Raw genomic sequence first — 20533 nt, forward strand, 5'->3', positions numbered from 1 at the left:
CATTTTTCCCGATGAATGAAAGGTAAATGAAAGGCTCGGGCCTTAACAATTCATTAACCGCGATTCTTCGGCGGGTATCACACTCTGAAACTTACTATGGAGCGACCAATGAAAAATACTATTCGCACCAGCCTCACCGCAGGCCTGCTGGTCTTGTCAATGTCGTCAGTTTTTGCCGCTGCACCAGAACGCACTGAATGTATCGCCCCCGCGAAACCGGGTGGTGGTTTTGATCTGACCTGCAAATTGTTGCAGGTGTCCCTGCAAGAAACCGGGCAAATCACCACACCGATGCGCGTGACCTATATGCCTGGTGGCGTGGGTGCCGTCGCCTACAATGCCATCATTGCCCAGCGTCCGGCAGAAGCGGGCACCCTTGTCGCCTACTCAGGGGGTTCTCTGCTTAACCTGTCACAAGGCAAGTTTGGTCGTTATTCGGTGGACGACGTGAAATGGTTGGCGGCGATTGGCACTGATTACGGCATGGTCGCAGTGCGCGACGATGCGCCGTGGAAAACCCTCGGTGAATTGATGGAAGCAATGAAACAGGACCCTACCAAAGTGGTGGTAGGCGCTGGTGCCTCCATTGGTAGCCAGGACTGGATGAAAACCGCGCTGCTGGCGCGTGAAGCTGGTATCGATCCCCGCAAAATGCGTTATGTCGCTTTTGAAGGCGGCGGTGAACCCGTTACGGCGTTGCTCGGCAACCATATCCAGGTGGTCTCCGGCGATATGAGCGAAATGGTACCCCATTTGCAGGGGGGAAAAATGCGTGTTCTGGCCGTGATGGCTGACAAACGTTTGCCGGGCGAACTGGCGCAAATCCCCACCGCCAAAGAACAGGGCTTCAACGTTGAATGGCCGATTATCCGTGGTTACTACCTGGGGCCAAAAGTGAGCGATGCCGATTATCAATGGTGGGAGGATGCGTTCAAAAAGCTGGTGACCACCAAAGAGTTCCAGCAGCAGCGTGATATGCGCGGCCTGTTTGAGTTCAACATGTTTGGCAGCGAGTTAGACGCGTATGTAAAAAAACAGGTCGCCACCTATCGTGAACAGGCTAAATCGTTCGGTCTGGCGAAGTAAGGGGGCAATATGAGCGATCGTATTTTTGCCTCCGTCTGGCTGTTGCTGTGTATCGCCGGGCTGTTTATCGCCTGGCAGATTCAAAGCGAATACAGCTACGAACCGGTCGGGCCCCGCCCCTTCCCGATGCTGCTGCTTGGCCTGATGGCCTTTTGTTCGGTGTTGATGCTGTTGCGCCAACCGGATGCCATACATTGGCCCGCGCCAGCCACACTGAGAAAACTTATCGTGTTGTGCCTGATGTTGATGCTGTATGGCTGGCTGTTTGAACGTATGGGGTTTGCCCTCTGCACCACCCTATTGACCTTCGGCATCGGTCTGCTGTTTGGCGCACGCTGGTGGGCAGCGGTGATTTCTGGTGGCGTGATGGGCATCGCACTGTTTTACGCCTTCGATCATCTGCTGGATGTCACGCTGCCGGTCGGCAGTTGGTTCAGTTAACGGGAGATTATGATGGATACCTGGTCTTTTCTGATGCAGGGTTTCGCCGTCGCCATGACGCCGGAAAACCTGATGATCGCCCTGTTCGGCTGCTTTATCGGCACCATTGTCGGACTGCTGCCGGGACTTGGGCCAATTAACGGCGTGGCAATTCTGATGCCATTGGCATTTGCCCTGCACTTACCGGCGGAATCGGCGCTGATCCTGCTGGCGACGGTGTATATCGGCTGTGAATACGGCGGTCGCATTTCGTCGATTCTGCTAAATGTGCCGGGCGATGCCGGAGCGATTATGACCGCGCTGGATGGCTATCCCATGGCACAACAGGGCAAAGCCGGGGTGGCGCTGTCGATTTCGGCCGTCAGTTCGTTTATTGGCTCCACCATCGCCATCATCGGCATCATCCTGTTCGCCCCTTTGCTGGCAAACTGGTCGCTGGCCTTTGGTCCGGCGGAGTATTTCGCCTTGATGGTGTTCGCTATCGCCTGCCTCGGCAGCATGATGAGCCACAACCCACTGAAGTCGTTCCTCGCCGCGTTGATGGGATTGGGAATGGCAACGGTGGGTGTTGATGCCAACACCGGCGTCTATCGCTTCACCTTCGACAGCGTGCATCTCTCCGACGGTATTCAGTTCGTGGTGGTGGTGATTGGCCTGTTCTCGGTGAGCGAAATTCTGCTAATGCTGGAATCCACCAGCAGCGGTCAGAAGATGGTGCGCGCCAGCGGCCGGATGCTGTTCAACATGAAAGAGGCGGCGATGTCGACCGGAGCGACCCTGCGTGCCTCTTTTATCGGCTTCTTTGTCGGCGTGTTACCCGGTGCCGGAGCAACCATTGCCAGCGCCATCGCCTACATGACCGAGAAAAAGATCAGCGGCAGCGATCAGTTTGGTAAAGGGGACATTCGCGGCGTGGCCGCCCCGGAAGCGGCCAATAACGCCTCGGCCTGCGGTTCGTTTATCCCGATGCTGACGCTGGGCATTCCCGGTTCCGGCACCACGGCGGTGATGGTCGGCGCGCTGACGTTGTACAACATCACCCCCGGTCCGGCGATGTTCACCGAGCAGCCGGATATTGTCTGGGGATTGATCGCCGCGCTGCTGATTGGCAACGTGATGTTGCTGATTATGAACATCCCGATGATTAACCTGTTCGCGCGTATGCTGACCATTCCGCTGTGGTTTTTGGTACCGACGATTGCGGCGATTTCCGCGGTGGGCGTCTATGCGGTGCACAGTACCACCTTTGACTTACTGTTGATGGTGGGGCTGGGGATTTTTGGTTACATCCTGCGCAAGATGGATTTCCCGATGTCACCGTTGATCCTTGGCTTTGTGCTGGGGGAGATGCTGGAGCAAAACCTGCGACGCGCGTTGTCGATCAGCAACGGCAACCTGCCGATTCTGTGGGAAAGCCTGATCTGCAAAGTGCTGCTGGTGTTGGCCGTGGCGGTGCTGATCGTTCCCCCCATCTGGAAACGCTGGAGACGTAAACGTGTGAAACTGGTCGAGGTAAAATAATTCCCTGCCCTCTGCTGCCCCCGTGGATTTCCCGGGGGCATTTGCTATCATATGGCCTCGTTTTTCCGGCGCACCCGGATCTGACTCGGTTTTCAAGGATTCCGCCATGCAACCTATTAGCGGTCCCGGTGTGCCCGCGGGCGATCGTTCCCCTCTCACCAACGCAACTGGCCGTCCCGGTGGCCCTGCTGGCGAGCAGCCATTAAGCCCTGCCCAGCGCACCACACTGGAACGTCTGATTGTGCGTATCATGTCGCTCAGCACCCTGAAAGCCCCGGAACTGTGGGCTGGCGTCCGGCATGAAGTTGGCGTAAAGAATGATGCGGAACTGCAATCGCGCCATTTTCCCGCTGCTGAGCAGCATCTCAACAGCCGCCTGACGCAAGTGCAGGACAGCCACGCCACACGCCAGCTGTTGCAGCAATTGCTGGAAAAACTGCCGCAGGGTAATAACCGTCAGGCGGTGAGCGACTTTATCCGCCAGCAGTTTAATCAGACGGTGCTGAGTGCGTTGTCGCCGGATCAATTGCGTCAGGTGCTGACCATGTTGCAAAACGGTCAGATGGCCATCCCGCAGCCGCAACAAACGCGCAGCAGCGATCGCACCCTGCTGCCGGCTGAGCATCAGGCGCTGAATCAGCAAGTAACGCGTCTTGCCGCCAGTACCGGCGAATCGCCGGTTAAAGTGCTGGAAGACGTGCTGAAGCTGGTGAATCTGAAGAGTGGCGACCCGATCCCGTCACGTCACTTCCCACTGCTGACGCAATATTTACAGGTGCGGCAAACGTTGAGCCAACAGAGCGCGCCAACGCTGCACATGCTGGAAAGCTCGCTCAAACAGCCGTTAACCCCCAGCGAACAACGCCTGCTGGAGGATTACAGCCAACAACGTTTCCAGGCCACACCGCAGATGGTACTGACCCCAGCGCAAACACAGGACTTACTGAACCTGCTGTTCAGCCGTCGCGCCGAGAAAAACCTGGAACTGCCGCTGGCTGGCAGCGAACTGCGCCCTCAACCGATCTGGGCGCCGTGGGTTAGCCAACTGCCTGCGCCGCTGGCGCAGCGCCCAGCGTTGACCCTGAGCCTGGCGCTGGTGGTGTTTATTTTCCTGCTATGGGTTTTTCTGTGATTTAACAGCCGCACGATGCAGCCGGTGCCGCCGCAGGCCATTCGCCCGGCGCACTGCCCCATGCCATCGGGTGACCATCACGCTTCCAGAAATCCAGCCCGCCAATCAGTTCCTTCACCTGAAAGCCTAATGCCGCGAGCTTCAGCGCCGCCCTGGTCGAGCCATTGCAGCCAATGCCGTCGCAATAGGTGATGTAGACTTTTTGCCGATCCAGATGCGCGGTGGTGGCGGCGTTGATCGTGCGGTGCGGGAACGAGATCGCGCCACAAAGATGTCCGGCCTGATACACCGCATCCGATCGGGCATCAAGCACCACGATCGCCTCACAACCATTCGCCATATCTTCGGCTAAGTCCCAGGCGTCGGTGTAATACGCCAGCTTATGTTGCAGATACGCCAGGCTGGCAGAGGGGCTGGCCGGGGGGAAGGCTAAGACAGATGACATCGTATTCTCCTGCTTTGAATTTCCTTCAGTGTAAGGCAAAGTGGTCTGCATATTGATACCACTTTTCATCAGATGATAAGACCACAATGACCTCTTCACCTTTGCTGACCCTGTTCAGCTATCAAAGCCAGGGCGGTCTGCGCGACCGGTTATGTGGCACGCTGCGTCAGGCAATTGCCAGCGGTCATCTGCGCTATGGCCAGAAAGTCCCTTCCAGCCGCCAGCTCGCTACTGACCTCGGCCTCTCCAGGGTGACGGTCGAAGCCGCCTATGCCCAACTGGAGAGTGAAGGTTATCTGCAACGCCATAGTGGACGCGGTACGTTTGTCGCGATTGCCATGCCACAGCGCGCACCGACCGTCCAGCCGCGCAACGGCCTGCGTTTCTCGGCGCGCGGCAACCAGGTGCTGGCGACCGGGGGTTGTCAGGACCCGCCCTTTCCCCACGCTTTTGCCGCTGGTTCACCGGAATTACGCGCCTTTCCGCATACGCAGTGGCGGCGTATCAGCGCCAGCGTGCAACGTTCACTCGCCAGCAAAGTCATGAGCTATGGCGATCCCTGCGGTTATGCGCCTCTGCGGCAGGCACTGGCCGATTATCTGGCGCTGTCACGCGGAGTACGCTGTAGCGCCGAACAGGTGTTGATTCTGACCAGCTCACAACAGGCGCTGCAACTGCTGGCATTGATGTTTCTGGATAGCGGCGACGATGTCTGGCTGGAGGAGCCGGGCTATCCCGGTGCTCGGAATGCGTTTCTCGCTGCCGGAGCCCGCTGTCGGGCGATGCCGTTGGATGAAGCCGGAGCCGTGCCACTCGAGGGCAGCGCAAAGCTGGTCTATCTCACCCCGTCACACCATTATCCGACCGGGACACCGATGAGTCTGGCGCGTCGCCTTGCATGGCTGGCCTGGGCGCGTCAGCAGGATAGCTGGTTGATTGAGGATGATTATGACAGCGAATTTCACTACGACGAACGCCCTCAGCCCGCGTTACAGGGGCTGGAAGCGGATAGCCGGGTAATCAGCCTTGGCACCTTTTCCAAAACCTTGTTTCCTTCGCTGCGTCTGGCGTGGATGGTGGTGCCTCCTGCATTGGTGGATGCGCTGGGCCGCGCGCGTAGCGTATTGGATGGACACAGCGCGTTGCTGCCGCAGGCGATCACCGCCGAATTTATCCAGCAGGGACATTTCGCCAGCCATTTGCGCCTGATGCGTCAGTTGTACCACAGCCGTCGTGATGTGCTGTTGCAACAACTCACCACACGCTGCGCCCCCTGGCTGACACCGTTGCCAGCAGCGGGCGGTTTACAACTGACGGTGCGGTTATTGCAGGGGGATGAAGCAGCATTAACCGCTCAGGGACAAGCACAGGGATTGTTGCTGCCGCGCCTGTCCCCGCTCTATGCCGGACAGACACGGCAGCCGGGTTGGATATTGGGTTTTGCCGCGCTGACGCCCGGTGAGATCGTCAGCGCCTGTGACAAGCTGGTTACGCTGCTGTCGCGCTGCGGGCAAAACGCCAGGTGACCACGATACCCAGCACCGCACAACAGGCACCCGCCGCATAGACCGAGCCATAGCCCAGCGCCGTTGCCAGCAAACCGGTCAACGGACCGCTGGCCCCGTAAGCGATATCCTGGAACGCAGAGAAACCACCCAGCGCGGTACCGCGAATCTGCGGTGAGACGCGTTTTATCACCTCAACACCCAGTGCCGGGAAGATCAGCGAACAACCGCTGCCAGTTAACGCAGCGCCCAGCAGGGCTACCCAGCCCTGTCCGGCCAGTGCCAACAGCGTCAGACCCGCGGCTTCAACCAACAGCGAAACCATCGCCACCCGCGTTCCGCCGTGGCGGTCCGGCAGGCCGCCAAAGAACACCCGTACCAGCACAAAAGCACAACCAAAAGCGGTGAGTGCCAGACCGGCATTGCCCCACTGCTGGGCGGCAAAGTACAACGAGGTAAAGGTGCCGATCACCGCAAAGCCGGTGCCCTGCAACGCCAGCGCCAGGCCAGGCTGAAAGATGGTTTTCACCACACTAAACAGCGAAGGTCGTTCACCGCCCATTACCGGTACTGGGGCGATCCAGCTATTTAATGCCAGCGCCAGTAACGGCAACAACAGCGCCACCCCCCCCAGGGCAGCAAATCCGGCGTATTGATGAACCAGCAACCCAAGCGGCGCACCGGCGGCCAGCGACCCATAAATCGCCATACCATTCCACGACATCACCAGTCCGGATCGCCGACTGCCAACCAACCCCATGCCCCAGGTGAGATTTCCCGTCAGCAGCAGGCTTTCACCAAAACCGAGAAGCAGACGGCCAATCGCCAACAGGCCAAACTTTGCCCACGGCGACACCGGCAACAGCGCTGCCGCCAGATAGGCCACGCCGACCAGCGCAATGGCGATCATGCCATGTTGGGTAGTGAGCTTAGCACCGTGCTGATCGGCCCGCCGTCCGGCAAAACTGCGTGTCAGCAAGGTGGCAAAGAACTGAATCCCCACCGCCACACCAACCATGACGTTGTTCATGCCCAGCTCCTGGTGGACAAAAAGCGGGATGACCGGCAGCGCGAGCCCCGCCGTCAGATAAGTGAGAAACACCGCAAAGGAGGTGCAGGCTAAAGGAAACACAGATTGCGTCTGCGCATCGGCAGCAGTAGACATAATGGACGTAACTCCTTGTTCTGAGACGTGCCATGCAGGCGAAAACCAGACACACGCACGCCTTCTGTGATTAACAGAAACGGGTGCGTTGGTTAACGTGAACGCTTACGTATTACGCGATGAGGGGAGAGATTGTGGCAAGCGAAACGGAGAATGTCAAAACAACGAGGGCCGGATTAACCGGCCCTCGTGGAATTCTGGTACTGAATCTTATGCGTGATATTTACGCATCGTCAGGGTGGCGTTGGTGCCACCAAAGCCGAAGCTGTTGGACATCACGGTGGTCAACGCTTTTTCCGTCGGCTGAGTAACGATGTTCATGCCTTTCGCCGCGTCATCCAGCTCTTCCACGTTAATGCTTGGTGCGATGAAGCTGTGCTCCAGCATCAGCAGGGTGTAGATCGCTTCCTGTACGCCCGCCGCACCCAGTGAGTGACCGGTCATGGCTTTGGTAGCGGAGATGTACGGCGTGTTATCACCGAACACTTCGCGAATCGCACCCAGCTCTTTCACATCACCAACCGGGGTAGAAGTACCGTGGCTGTTGAGGTAGTCGATCGGGGTATCAAGACCCTGCATCGCCATCTTCATGCAGCGCACTGCGCCTTCACCTGACGGTGCGACCATATCCGCGCCATCGGAGGTTGCGCCGTAGCCAACGATTTCGGCATAGATATGCGCGCCACGCGCCAGTGCGTGCTCCAGCTCTTCAACCACCACCATACCGCCGCCGCCAGCGATAACGAAACCATCACGGTTCGCATCATAAGTACGAGAGGCTTTTTCCGGGGTTTCGTTGTATTTGGTGGAGAGTGCGCCCATCGCATCGAACTCACAGGCCATTTCCCAGCTCAGTTCTTCGCCGCCGCCAGCAAATACCACATCCTGTTTGCCCAATTGAATCTGCTCAACCGCGTTACCGATGCAGTGTGCCGAGGTAGCACAGGCGGAGCTGATTGAGTAGTTAACGCCGTGGATTTTGAACGGTGTTGCCAGACAAGCGGAAACGCCAGAGGCCATCGCTTTGGTCACCACGTACGGGCCAACGGCTTTCAGGCCACGCGGGCTACGCATCGCGTCAGCACCGAAGACCTGGAAACGCGGAGAACCGCCGCCAGAACCGGCGATCAGGCCCACGCGTGGGTTGCTCTGATACTGCTCTTCGGTCAGGCCAGAATCTTTGATCGCTTCGGCCATAGAAAGGTAAGCGTAAATAGAGGCATCACTCATAAAACGCACGATTTTGCGATCGATAAGCCCGTTCGTATCCAGTTTTACATTACCCCATACGTGGCTGCGCATACCGGCTTCTTTCATCTCTTCGGAGAAAGTAATGCCAGAACGGCCTTCACGCAGAGATGCCAGCACCTCTTGCTGGTTATTACCAATGCTGGAAACGATACCCAGGCCAGTAATCACTGCACGTTTCATTCAAATAGTCCTCATTCCACTTCTTTTGGATTGACGTGCACTCTAGCTTACAGTTGTAAGCCGAACAAGTCCGATCAGCCATTTCCTTTTGTAAATTTGCGTCATGTGACGGCACTCGCTAAAATCACGCCACTGCCTGAAAAATGAGCCTTTCTCTTGAAGTTATCCCCGGTTGAACACGCACAACTGAACTGGAACGAACAGGGTACACCTGTTTCGCAAGCCTTCGACGACGTTTATTTCTCCAACGACAATGGTCTGGAGGAGACACGCTATGTGTTTCTCGATGGCAATGGCCTGCCGAAACGCTTCCACGATCACGACCGCGACCTGTTTATCGTGGCGGAAAGCGGCTTTGGCACCGGGCTTAACTTCCTGACCTTATGGCAAGCCTTCGACCATTTTCGCCGCCAGCACCCAACAGCCCGCCTGAAACGCCTGCACTTTATCAGCTGTGAGAAATTCCCGCTGACGCAGCAGGATCTGGTCGCAGCGCATGCGCACTGGCCAGAACTTCACCCCTGGGCCGAACTGTTGCAGCAGCAATGGCCCGCGCCATTGCCGGGTTGCCAGCGTCTGCTGTTTGGCGGCGGTGAGGTCACCCTGGACCTGTGGTTAGGCGATATTAACGCGCTAATTGATACCTTTGATGACAGTCTGCATCGTCAGGTAGATGCGTGGTTCCTCGATGGCTTCGCCCCGGCGAAGAATCCGGAGATGTGGACAGCAGGATTATTTGCCGCGATGGCACGCATGGCACGTCCTGGCGGTACGCTGGCGACCTTCACCTCGGCCGGTTTTGTGCGTCGCGGTTTGCAGGAAGCGGGTTTTCACGTCAGCAAACGCAAAGGTTTTGGTCATAAACGCGAGATGCTGACCGGCCAACTCCCTGATGCCCCCGCCCTGCCCCAGCGCCAGCCCTGGTATGCACGCCCGCAGGCGGCGGGCCAGGAGGTGGCGTTGATTGGCGGTGGCGTCGCCAGCGCGGTACTGGCGCTGGCGCTGTTGCGCCGTGGCTGGCACGTCACCCTTTATTGTGCCGATGCCGCGGCCGCGCTGGGTGCATCGGGTAATCGTCAGGGAGCGCTGTATCCGCTGCTCAATCAGCATGATCCGGCGCTGGCTAACTTTTTCCCCGCTGCATTCAGCTTTGCCCGCCGTATCTATGATGCACTGCCGGTGGCGTTCGAACATGACTGGAGCGGCGTGCTGCAACTCGGTTGGGACGAGAAAAGCGCTGACAAAATCGCTCAGATGCTGAGTATGGGGCTACCGCACGACATCGCTTACGGTGTTAATAAAGAAGCAGCAGAAGCGCTGGCAGGCGTTGAGCTGGGAATGGGCGGCATTTACTACCCACTCGGTGGCTGGCTGTCGCCGTCAGAATTGACCAGCAACCTGCTTGAATACGCGCAAACGCTGGGATTACGCGTGCACTGGCTGCATCGTGTGACCCGGCTGACATCGCAGGGTGACGGCTGGACACTGAGTTTTGCTGAACAGCACGATGTCCGGCATCAACAGGTGGTGCTGGCAAATGGTCACGCGTTGCTGGATATCGAGCAGAGCCAGGATCTACCGGTATATCCGGTGGCGGGCCAGGTCAGCCATGTGCCGAGCCACCCGGCGTTAGGCGCATTACGCAGCGTGTTGTGCTATGACGGTTATCTCACGCCGGTCAGTCCAAATTATGCGACCCACTGTATCGGAGCCAGCTACCATCGTGGCGATACCGCGACGGATTACCGTGCCGATGACCAGTTGGAGAATCGTCAGCGACTGATCAATTGCCTGCCTGGCGCCGACTGGCCTGAAAAAGTCGACGTCAGCGGCAGCGAGGCGCGTATCGGCGTTCGATGTGCCACGCGTGACCATCTGCCGATGGTCGGTAGCGCGCCGGACTATGACGCCACCCTAACGCAGTACGCCACGCTGGCAGAACAGCGGGCACGCGGGGAAACTATCGCCACCGCGCCGTTGTACCCGGGATTGTTTGTACTGGGGGCGTTGGGGTCGCGCGGTTTGTGCAGCGCACCGCTGGCCGCAGAAGTGCTGGCGGCACAAATGAGTGGCGAGCCGCAGCCGCTGGATGTTACTACCCTGGCGGCATTGAATCCGAATCGCTACTGGGTGAGGAAACTGCTGAAAGGGAAGAAGGCAGGACGCCCGTAACAGCACGATTTATCGCGCTGTTACGGAAGCGGCTTAGACGGTCTGACGCGCCTGGTTAAACAAGTTTTCCCACATACCCACTACCAGCGCCTGGTCGCGTGGTGACAGCTCACCGGCGGCGATGGCTTTTTGTAGGCTGTTAGTGACCTGAATCTGTAGCGCTTCCGGCGTGTGCTCGCCACTTTGTTCAATTTCGGCCACCGCCAACGTCAGGTGTCCACGCAGATAACCGCCAGCAAACAATTCGTCGTCACTGGCGTGATCCACCATATCGTCAATCAGCGCCAGAATGCGTGACTCAAATTCTACGATCATCTCAATTTTCCTTCATTAATGGTCACAGATCTTCCGGCCAGGGAAACTGTGCCGCAGTCAGCGCAGGGGTGCCGTAATAATCTCGTAATGCCTGAATAAACCGTGCCGGGCGCGCCGGAATGCCTTGCTCAAGGTAGGTCATCACCTGGGTATGCACCTTCCGCTGAAACGCAATGCGATCTGGCTCACAATCTCCTTCGAGATTGTCACAACTTACGTTGAAGGGAAAGCCTGCCGCCATACAAAACATCCACTCCAGCGCCTGCGGCTTAATCTCCACCGATTCAAACTGGTTTTGCGTCTGCGCATCACGCCCGTCCGGGCAATACCAGTAACCGAAATCCACCAGTTTACGCCGCGCCTCACCGGCGATACACCAGTGGGAAATTTCATGCATGCCGCTGGCGTAAAAACCGTGCGCAAAGACGATGCGATGCCACGGTGAGGTTTCATCTGCCGGAAGATAAATGGGTTCGTCGTCGCCTTTAACCAGACGCGTCTGAAACTCGTCCTGAAAGCAGCTATCGAACACGCTAATCAGCTGCTCGTAATGGTGTGTTGTACTCATGATGTCATTGTTCTGTTGAAAACCGGCGTCATTGTCGCATCGGCTGCCGGTATTGACGAGTGTTTGATCACAGGGTGGCCATCCATGCCAGCAATGCGCTGCCGTGACTATCCCATAACAGTTTGGCGCTCATCACCGCAGAGACCGTCACCACCATCGGGCGGATCAGTTTCTGACCACGGCTCAGCACCAGACGCGCGCCGAGTCTGGCACCGCAAAATGCACCCAGCAGCATAATCAGGCCGGTGCCCCACACCACCTTGCCACCAAACATGAAGAACAGCAGGCTGCCGAAGTTGGAGGTGAAATTGAGGATTTTGGCGTGCGCGGTCGCTTTAGCCAGATTAAAACCACACAGGGTGACGAAAGCCAGCGCGTAAAAGGAACCGGCACCGGGACCGAAGAAGCCATCGTAAAAACCGACACAGCCCCCGCCCACCAGCGCATAAGCCAAACCGTGCAGACGCTGCGCACGATCCTGCTCACCAATACGCGGCATCAGCAGGAACCATAGGCCAATGCTGATCAACAGTAGCGGCAGTACCTGGCGCAGAATATCGGCCTTGATATGCTGGATCAGCACCGCACCGCAAATCGCGCCAATAAAGGTCATGGCGATATTCAACCGCTGCGCTCGAAGGTTAATTACCCCACGACGCACAAAGTACAGGCTGGCGGAGAAAGAGCCGCCGACCGATTGCAGCTTATTGGTGGCTAACGCCTGGGCCGGGGAAAGTCCGGCCGCCAGCAGTGACGGCAGGGTCAACAGGCCCCCCCCACCGGCAATGGAATCAATAAAAGCCGCCAGCACCGAGACACCAAATAACACCACCAGCACCAGAGGGCTGGCTACAAACCATTCCATAATATTGTTACATCCCTGTTATAACAGATGGTTATCCAACAATGCCTGACACGAAGCGGGCAGCGGTGGCGGTTCTTTTTTGACCGGGGCCGTGGTGCCTGGCTGTTTCGGCAGGAACCAGCTTTCCAGTTCCGCACCACAACCGTCTCCCGGAGGCGGCGCAGGTTGATCCTGACACTCCAGACTCCCCGGCGGGCAGCGCAGTCGGACATGCATATGTGCGCGATGCGCAAACCACGGACGCACTTTATTCAGCCAGCCGCGATCGCTTCCTGCATCGGCGCAAAGCTGCTTTTTGATCGCCGGATTGACGAAGATACGTGTCACTTCATCATCTTTCGCCGCCAGTTTGATCAGGCTATCGATCTGCGGCTGCCAATGACGTGCCACCACCTGCTTGCCATCCGGGGCGACCAGGTCGAGAGGTTGTGGTTTTAACAATTGCTGCGCCGTCCAGCGATTGCGTGGCAGTTGCAGCCAGATATCGACATCCAGCCCGGTTTGGTGGCTGGCGTGACCGCTGCTAAAACGTCCACCTGCCGCCATACCCATATCCCCAATCAACACCTGCCCCAGTTGCAGTTGATGCACCTGGTTGCTGAGACGCTGAATAAAGGCGATCAAATCAGGATGACCAAAATAGCGGCGCTGGTCCTGACGCATCACCTGGTAATCGGGCGAGTTCAACGGCAGTTGTTGGGCACCCACGATGCAGCCATTGGCAAAACTGCCAATTGACTGTGGCGCACCGCTAATCGGTTGATAAATTTGCTGCCACGGTGTGGCAGCATTGACGGCGGCGGTACACAGCAGCGCGGCAAGGGTAAGCAGCAGACGACGCATCGATTTACCAGCGTGGAACAGTGGAGTTAACGTCAGCACACTGCGCACGCTGGCGCAGCAGATGATCCATCAGCACGATCGCCATCATCGCTTCAGCGATCGGCACCGCGCGGATACCGACGCAGGGATCGTGACGACCTTTGGTGATCATCTCAACTTCTTCGCCGTCACGGGTGATGGTTTTACCCGGTACGGTGATGCTCGAAGTCGGTTTCATCGCCAGATTCGCGCTGATGGTCTGGCCGCTGCTGATACCGCCGAGAATACCGCCCGCATGGTTGCTCTGGAAACCGTTAGCACGGATTTCATCGCGATGCTGGCTGCCACGCTGGTTCACTACCGCAAAACCGTCGCCAATCTCAACGCCTTTCACGGCGTTGATGCTCATCAGCGCATGGGCCAGGTCAGCATCGAGGCGGTCAAACACTGGCTCACCGAGGCCCGGTGGGACATTCTCTGCCATCACCGTCACTTTGGCACCAATGGAGTCACCCTCTTTTTTCAGCGCACGCATCAGTTCATCCAGCGCTTCCAGCTTGTCAGCATCCGGGCAGAAAAACGGGTTTTCTTCGACAATGCTCCAATCCTTCAGCTCACAAGCCACATCGCCAATCTGCGCCAGATAACCACGCACCTGAATGCCGTGTTTCATCTGTAGATATTTTTTGGCGATGGCACCCGCCGCCACGCGCATCGCAGTTTCGCGTGCCGAGGAACGGCCACCACCACGGTAATCACGCAGGCCGTATTTTTGCTCGTAGGTGTAATCTGCATGGCCGGGACGGAACAGATCTTTGATGGCGCTGTAATCCTGGGAACGCTGGTCGGTGTTCTCAATCAGCAGGCCAATTGAAGTGCCGGTGGTCACACCTTCAAACACGCCTGACAAAATTTTCACCTGATCCGGCTCGCGGCGTTGGGTGGTATAACGCGAGGTGCCAGGACGACGACGATCGAGATCGTGTTGAATATCGGCTTCGGTCAGAGGGATGCCCGGCGGTACGCCATCGACAATACAGCCCAACGCAATACCGTGCGACTCGCCAAACGTGGTTACTCGAAAAAATTGTCCGATGCTGTTTCCGGCCATGCTGAATCCTTGTTGCGTTGTTCGCTTTTAGTCTTTAAAGAATGAGAAATGATGCTGCGCGTCAACGATTTGCTGACGAGTCAGCATAAATACGCCGTCGCCACCGTTGTCGAACTCCAGCCAGGTGAAAGGCACATCGGGATACTGTTCGATCATATGCACCATGCTGTTGCCCACTTCGCAAATCAGCACGCCCTGCTCGCTCAGGTAATTTGGCGCACAGGCGAGGATACGACGCACCAGCTTCAGGCCATCGCTACCTGCGGCCAGCCCCAGTTCCGGTTCGTGACGATATTCACCCGGCAAGTCATCCATATCTTCGGCATCGACGTAAGGCGGGTTGGTGACGATCAGATCGTATTTCACCTCTGGCAGGCCACGGAACAGGTCGGCACGAATCGGGGTGACGTGGTTCAGCAAACCATGTTCTTCGATATTCTGCTCTGCGACCGCCAGTGCATCGGTGGAGATATCAACGGCATCCACCTCGGCTTCCGGGAAAGCATAAGCGCAGGCAATGGCGATACAACCGCTACCGGTACACATATCAAGGATATGGTTTGGGTTTTCGGCGATCAATCCGGCAAAACGGTTGTCAATCAATTCGCCAATCGGCGAACGTGGCACCAGCACGCGCTCGTCAACGTAAAATTCATGGCCGCAGAACCAGGCTTTGTTAGTGAGGTAGGCCACCGGAATGCGCTCGTTAACGCGGCGAATTACGCGTTCAACGATACGATGACGCTCGCTGGCAGTCAGGCGCGCATGGCGCATATCTTCCGGGATATCCAGCGGCAGCCAGAGGGTGGGCAGGACCAGTTGTACCGCTTCGTCCCAGGGGTTGTCTGTGCCGTGACCGTACCAGATACCGGCCGCAGAAAAACGGCTGACGGCCCAGCGCAGCATATCCTGAATGGTGTGCAGTTCGTTGACTGCCTCATCGACGAAAATTTTGTCCACGTAGCCCTCCAGCAGGCCATAAAATCAATCGGCCGATAGTTTGCCACGAAGCCGGGCAGAATTCAGCGCGGCGAGGCGAAAAAGCTGACATTTGTTAACACTTAAAGGTAAGGTAGGACCTCAGAACCCCCCGCCATTCCTGAAGATACCAATTGAGACATGAGTAAAAAGACGCCGCTAAGCCAGGACGATCAGGCGCTGTTCCGCCAGTTAATGACCGGAACACGCAAGCTGAAACAGGACACCATCGTGCATAAACCGGTGGCGAAAACGCGTGAAGTTCCGCTGAAAAGGCTGCTTTCCGAACAGGCCGATAATAGCCATTATTTCTCCGACGAGTTTCAGCCGCTGCTGTCCAGCGACGGGCCGGTGCGTTACGTGCGCGCCGATGTCAGCCATTATGAGTTGAAAAAACTGCGGCGTGGCGACTACACCCCGGAGATCTTTCTCGATCTGCACGGCTTAACCCAGATGCAAGCCAAGCAGGAGCTGGGTGCGCTAATCGCCGCCTGTCGGCGCGAGCACCTGTTTTGCGCCAGCGTGATGACCGGGCACGGCAAACACATCCTCAAGCAGCAAACGCCGCTGTGGCTGGCACAACATCCGTGGGTGATGGCGTTTCATCAGGCACCAAAATTGTTCGGTGGCGATGCAGCCTTGCTGGTATTGATTGAAGTGGAAGAGTGGCAACCACCAGAATTGCCTTGAGGGATGGGGCCGCCGCAGCGGCCCATAGCGGGATTACATCGCTTTGGCCAGTTTCGAGGGACTGACCTGCCACTCCAGCTTACCTTCGCAGGTTGCCGGGTCAAAATTGACGCAGGCAATGGCGGAGGTTGCGAACATCGGTGGCGTTTCCTGCGGGCACAACTCGGAAACCAGATAACCCACCAGCGGCAGATGCGAAATCACCAGTACCGATTTCACCCCTTCGTTCGCCAGCGCCTGTAAATAGCAGGCCACCAGCCCCGGATCGCCACCCGGCGTCAACTCTGGCAACACGTCCTGCCCTTCCGGCAGCGTCAGGGCTTCGCGTACCGTTGCCAGGGTTTGCCCGGCACGCAGATAGGGGCTGACCAGCACCCGTTCGATATCCAGCGCCTGGCCGTTGAGCCAGCTCGCCATCTGGCGTGATTCGTCACATCCGCAAAGCGTAAGTGGTCTGACTGAATCACTTGCTGCTTCCAGAGCCGCATCGCCATGACGCATGATAAAAACTTGCATAAAGCACCGCTGTTGTTTGTCGATATCATCCGGTACCACAGCACCAGACGCTTCATTCTGCGAATGAACGCTGTGTTTTACCGCAATGGCTTCAGTATAGTCAACCGGTTGTTTATTAAATAAGCATATCTCAGAATGCTACCGCATAAGCCTTATCCGAACCGTCTTTCTAACCCGCTGAATCTGTAAGCCTATTCAGATTTGTGCAGAAGTGTAAAATTTCGTTTGCTCTTGTACCGCTGTCATCAGGGTGTCACAAGGTGCGAAACGATCACCGTGCTGCTGCATTAAGGCGTTTAATGTATTGACCATTTCTGGGGCACCCAGCGTGTCCATATAACGGAAGGGGCCGCCCAGGAACGGCGGAAAACCAATGCCAAACACAGCGGCAATGTCGCCATCACGCGCGCTGCGAATCACCGCTTCGTTCAGACAGCGAGCGGCCTCATTCAGCATCATCATGACGCAGCGCGTGGCGATTTGCCCTTCACTTTGCCTGGCCTGCGGTTTGATGCCGAGCAGCGTGTAAAGCGACGGATCGGCTTTGCGTTTCATCGGGAAACGTGCGCGCTGATATAAATAGAAGCCTTTGCCGTTTTTACGTCCTTTGCGATCGTCAGCCAGAATCGCCGCGACGGCCTCCGGCGCGCTAAAACGATCGCCATATGCCTGTTGCAGAATCGGGCTGATTTTGCTGCCAACGTCAATCCCCACCTCATCCAGCAACTGCAACGGCCCCACCGGAAAGCCGAACTTCACCAGCGCTTGATCAATATGTTCAATTGGTTCGCCTTCCAGCAGACAACGCATCGCTTCATTTATATAGGGTGCCAGAATACGGTTGACGTAGAAGCCCGGTTTATCCGCCACCACCACGGCGGTTTTACCCTGCTGGCGCGCCAGCTGCACGGTAGTCGCCAGGGTTGCTGCCGAGGTGGTTGCATGCGGGATCACCTCCACCAGCGGCATTTTGTCTACCGGACTGAAAAAATGCAGACCGATCACGTTCTCCGGGCGCTGGGCTTTGGCAGCAATGTCGCCAATCGGCAGCGATGAGGTGTTGGAAGCAAAAATGGTATACGGCTGACAATGGCTTTCAATTTCTGCCACCATCTGCTGCTTCAACGCCAGATCTTCAAATACCGCCTCAATCACCAGGTCTCGCCGGGCAAATCCCTGATAATCCTGCGTTCCGCTAATTAACGCCATCTGTTGCTGACGTTGAGCCGCCTTGATCTGGCGGCGTTTCAGGCGCTGCGTCAGGCGATCCCAGCTATATTGCAACGCATGATTAATGCCGCTGAGGTTAATATCGCGAATACGTACCGGCAATCCGGCATTCAACGCCGTGACGCTGGCGATACCACCGCCCATCAGCCCGCCACCGAGCACGCCGATATGCTGAAGCTCGCGCGGTTCAGCATCAGCAAAGGCTTCTTTCTTTATCGCCGTGGAGGCAAAGAATAAACTGCGCAGCGCGACCGATTCGCGGGTCATCGCCAGTTGTCCAAAGGCACGCGCTTCTGCTTCATGACCGGCGCTGCTACCTTGCTCCAGCCCGGTACGCACCACCTGTAAAATACGCTCGACAGCCGGATAGTTGCCGTGGGTTTTGCTGTCGGTCTGACGTTTTGCCAGCGCGAACACCACTTGTCGAGCAATTGGCCCTTGCAACAGTCGATCACGGCATGGCAGCGTTCGCAGCGTCTTTTTCCCCTTCAGCACTCGCGCAATGGCGGTTTCCAGCAGAATGGATTGCGGGACCGCGTCATCAACCAGCCCCAGCTTTAACGCCTGCTTCGCCCGCAGTTGTTTCCCGGTCAGGATCAACGGCAGTGCCTGCTGAAGACCCATTAACCGTGGCAAACGTTGCGTACCGCCAGAACCGGGCAGCAATCCCAACTGAACTTCCGGCAGACCCAAACGGGTTTTGTCATCCAGCGAGCAGATACGTGCGTCACACGCCAGCGCCAACTCCAGTCCGCCCCCCAGGCAGGCACCGTGAATCGCCGCCACGACAGGAAACGGCAGCGCCGCAATAGCCGCCATCACTTCTTGTCCCTGCCGAGCCAGCGCTTCGGCGTCATCCGCCGTCTGACAGCGGTCAATCATGCTGATATCGGCGCCAGCGATAAAATTGTCACGTTTACCGGAGATCAACACCAGCCCGACCAGCTCGGGATCGCGGCGGGCTTCTGCCAGCACCGCCTGAATTTGCGGCACAAATTCAGCTTTCAGGGTGTTCATCTTCTCGCCCGGTACATCAATGGTGATCACGCCAATGTGATCGAGGCGCATATGCAGGTGGAATGCAGAATCATGCATTATTCGGCCTCCAGTACCATTGCGGTGCCTAAGCCACCCGCTGCACAGGCGGTCACCAGTCCCATCCCGCCACCGCGTCGCCGTAATTCCTGTAACGTCTGGGTGATCATCCGCGCGCCGGTCGCGGCGAAGGGATGACCATAGGCGATCGATCCCCCCAACACGTTAAAACGTTCTTCATTCACCTCACCTAGCGCATGCGGACGGTTTAACACCTCGCGCGCAAAGCGTTCATCATTAAACATTTTCAAATTTGCCAGGGTTTGTGCGGCGAAAGCTTCATGCATATCAATCAGGGTCAGGTCGTTGAGGCCAATACCGGCACGCTCCAGCGCCAGCGGCGAGGCATAGGCCGGTCCCAGCAACATATCCTGCCAGACATCAATGGCGCTAAACGCATAGCTGCGCAGATACCCAAGCGGAGTGATCCCCAACTCACGCGCACGCCCTTCACGCATCAGAATCACGGCGGCTGCACCGTCGGTGAGCGGCGTGCTGTTGGCGGCGGTTACTGTGCCATGCTGACGGTCAAACGCCGGACGCAGCCGCGCATAGTCAGCAGCGCTGGCGTTAAAACGGACGTTGTTATCCTGCTCGATCGGGGCTTTCCACGGCGGCACAAAGGCAGGCATCACTTCCTGCGCCAGCACACCAGATTGCCAGGCACGCGCCGCACGCTGGTGTGAACGCAGGGCTAACGCATCCTGCTGCTCGCGGGTGATGCCGTGCGTTTTCGCCATCTGCTCGGCGGTGTCCCCCATGCGCAGTCCGGTGGAATACTCAGCCACCGCCGGTGGCACCGGCAACAGGTCACGCGGGCGCAGGCGACGTAAAATTTGCAGTTTCTGGCTGAAGCGACGCGCTTTGTTCAGATCAACCAGCGCGCGCGCCAGGGTTTTACTGACGCCAATCGGCAATACCGAAGAGGAATCCGCGCCGCCAGCGATACCGGCATCAATGCTACCCGCCATCAGACTTTCCGCCACATTTGCCACTGCCTGAAAACTGGTGGCACAGGCCCGGCTGACGCTGTACGCATCGGTATGCACGCTCAATCCACTACTCAACACGATTTCACGGGCGATATTGGGTGCTTCCGGCATTTGCACCACCTGGCCGAACACCAGTTGGTCGATAACCTCCACCGGCAATTCGCTGCGGGCCATTAATTCGCTCACCACCATCCGTCCCAACTCCAGCGCCGGGATACCATGAAAATCACTCGCCTGGCGGGCAAACGGGGTACGGAGTCCGTGGGTTATGGCGATGCGTTCGCCCTGACGCGTCAGCAGCGGCTGCGCTTTGCTCATTGCCTGTCACCTGTGCTATTCGACCGGGGCGTCATTGCCCAAAGAGGTCTGACCTGATCATCAGTGTTAACCAGGAGCGCGTAAGTCGCCAATATGCAGAGGAAAAAAGTGCGAGGAGAAACACGAAATTAACAA

19 protein-coding genes are annotated in these 20533 nt (G+C 57.4%); 7 read left to right on the forward strand and 12 right to left on the reverse strand.

Annotated features, from left to right (window positions below; genetic code table 11):
- Positions 1-108 precede the first annotated feature (108 nt).
- The 4 genes from AC6I8N_RS14210 (at position 109) to flk (ending at position 4180) form a co-directional block, all read left to right on the forward strand.
- The gene (locus AC6I8N_RS14210) at positions 109-1086 is read left to right on the forward strand and encodes a Bug family tripartite tricarboxylate transporter substrate binding protein (protein ID WP_415174138.1); all 978 of its coding nucleotides are present in this window, start codon (positions 109-111) and stop codon (positions 1084-1086) included.
- A 9-nt stretch (positions 1087-1095) separates the two neighbouring features.
- Positions 1096-1527, forward strand: coding sequence for a tripartite tricarboxylate transporter TctB family protein (locus AC6I8N_RS14215; protein WP_497829325.1), 432 nt, complete (start codon positions 1096-1098; stop codon positions 1525-1527).
- A 12-nt stretch (positions 1528-1539) separates the two neighbouring features.
- Positions 1540-3048 (forward strand): tripartite tricarboxylate transporter permease, encoded by a 1509-nt coding sequence (locus tag AC6I8N_RS14220; RefSeq protein WP_497830698.1) that lies wholly within the window; start codon positions 1540-1542, stop codon positions 3046-3048.
- 106 nt (positions 3049-3154) lie between these two features.
- On the forward strand, positions 3155-4180 hold the full coding sequence (flk, locus tag AC6I8N_RS14225) for a flagella biosynthesis regulator Flk (protein WP_497829326.1): 1026 nt from the start codon (positions 3155-3157) through the stop codon (positions 4178-4180).
- A 1-nt stretch (position 4181) separates the two neighbouring features.
- Here the strand turns inward: flk and AC6I8N_RS14230 are convergent, their stop codons facing one another.
- Positions 4182-4625 (reverse strand): rhodanese-like domain-containing protein, encoded by a 444-nt coding sequence (locus tag AC6I8N_RS14230; RefSeq protein WP_497829327.1) that lies wholly within the window; start codon positions 4623-4625, stop codon positions 4182-4184.
- A gap of 86 nt (positions 4626-4711) precedes the next feature.
- Between AC6I8N_RS14230 and pdxR the strand changes: the two genes are divergently transcribed.
- Positions 4712-6151, forward strand: a complete 1440-nt coding sequence (pdxR, locus tag AC6I8N_RS14235) for a MocR-like pyridoxine biosynthesis transcription factor PdxR (RefSeq protein WP_497829328.1) — start codon at positions 4712-4714, stop codon at positions 6149-6151.
- On the opposite strand, the gene AC6I8N_RS14240 is transcribed toward pdxR, so the two are convergent.
- On the reverse strand, positions 6114-7295 hold the full coding sequence (locus AC6I8N_RS14240) for an MFS transporter (RefSeq protein WP_497829329.1): 1182 nt from the start codon (positions 7293-7295) through the stop codon (positions 6114-6116). The genes pdxR and AC6I8N_RS14240 overlap by 38 nt on opposite strands.
- A gap of 210 nt (positions 7296-7505) precedes the next feature.
- Positions 7506-8726, reverse strand: coding sequence for a beta-ketoacyl-ACP synthase I (gene fabB / locus AC6I8N_RS14245; RefSeq protein WP_021185117.1), 1221 nt, complete (start codon positions 8724-8726; stop codon positions 7506-7508).
- Positions 8727-8882: 156 nt separating this feature from the next.
- Here fabB and mnmC point away from each other — a divergent pair, with 156 nt between their 5' ends.
- Positions 8883-10898, forward strand: a complete 2016-nt coding sequence (mnmC, locus tag AC6I8N_RS14250; RefSeq protein ID WP_497829330.1) for a bifunctional tRNA (5-methylaminomethyl-2-thiouridine)(34)-methyltransferase MnmC2/FAD-dependent 5-carboxymethylaminomethyl-2-thiouridine(34) oxidoreductase MnmC1 — start codon at positions 8883-8885, stop codon at positions 10896-10898.
- A gap of 33 nt (positions 10899-10931) precedes the next feature.
- Here mnmC and AC6I8N_RS14255 read toward each other — a convergent pair whose 3' ends face one another.
- The 6 genes from AC6I8N_RS14255 to prmB form a co-directional block, all read right to left on the reverse strand.
- On the reverse strand, positions 10932-11213 hold the full coding sequence (locus AC6I8N_RS14255; protein WP_036626867.1) for a YfcL family protein: 282 nt from the start codon (positions 11211-11213) through the stop codon (positions 10932-10934).
- Between the two features lie 22 nt (positions 11214-11235).
- Positions 11236-11781, reverse strand: a complete 546-nt coding sequence (locus AC6I8N_RS14260) for an elongation factor P hydroxylase (RefSeq protein WP_208723894.1) — start codon at positions 11779-11781, stop codon at positions 11236-11238.
- A 67-nt stretch (positions 11782-11848) separates the two neighbouring features.
- The gene (locus AC6I8N_RS14265; RefSeq protein WP_021185121.1) at positions 11849-12646 is read right to left on the reverse strand and encodes a sulfite exporter TauE/SafE family protein; all 798 of its coding nucleotides are present in this window, start codon (positions 12644-12646) and stop codon (positions 11849-11851) included.
- A gap of 18 nt (positions 12647-12664) precedes the next feature.
- Complete coding sequence (mepA, locus tag AC6I8N_RS14270; RefSeq protein WP_497829331.1) at positions 12665-13489, reverse strand: penicillin-insensitive murein endopeptidase; 825 nt, start codon at positions 13487-13489, stop codon at positions 12665-12667.
- Positions 13490-13493: 4 nt separating this feature from the next.
- Positions 13494-14579: a chorismate synthase gene (aroC, locus tag AC6I8N_RS14275; RefSeq protein ID WP_021185123.1), complete on the reverse strand. Its 1086-nt coding sequence runs from the start codon at positions 14577-14579 to the stop codon at positions 13494-13496.
- Between the two features lie 27 nt (positions 14580-14606).
- Positions 14607-15539: a 50S ribosomal protein L3 N(5)-glutamine methyltransferase gene (gene prmB, locus AC6I8N_RS14280; protein ID WP_208723893.1), complete on the reverse strand. Its 933-nt coding sequence runs from the start codon at positions 15537-15539 to the stop codon at positions 14607-14609.
- A 159-nt stretch (positions 15540-15698) separates the two neighbouring features.
- On the opposite strand from prmB, the gene smrB reads away from it, so the two are divergent.
- A complete protein-coding gene (gene smrB / locus AC6I8N_RS14285) occupies positions 15699-16247 on the forward strand; it encodes an endonuclease SmrB (protein ID WP_497829332.1) in 549 nt (182 codons plus the stop codon).
- Positions 16248-16280: 33 nt separating this feature from the next.
- On the opposite strand, the gene sixA is transcribed toward smrB, so the two are convergent.
- From sixA to fadI, 3 genes are all read right to left on the reverse strand, one after another.
- Complete coding sequence (gene sixA, locus AC6I8N_RS14290; protein ID WP_036626869.1) at positions 16281-16763, reverse strand: phosphohistidine phosphatase SixA; 483 nt, start codon at positions 16761-16763, stop codon at positions 16281-16283.
- Between the two features lie 195 nt (positions 16764-16958).
- Positions 16959-19088, reverse strand: a complete 2130-nt coding sequence (fadJ, locus tag AC6I8N_RS14295; protein WP_497829333.1) for a fatty acid oxidation complex subunit alpha FadJ — start codon at positions 19086-19088, stop codon at positions 16959-16961.
- Complete coding sequence (gene fadI / locus AC6I8N_RS14300) at positions 19088-20398, reverse strand: acetyl-CoA C-acyltransferase FadI (RefSeq protein ID WP_497829334.1); 1311 nt, start codon at positions 20396-20398, stop codon at positions 19088-19090. The genes fadJ and fadI overlap by 1 nt, the downstream gene beginning before the upstream one ends.
- Positions 20399-20533: the final 135 nt, after the last annotated feature.

This window comes from Pantoea sp. X-Soil-TKNS-1279 (assembly GCF_059730565.1).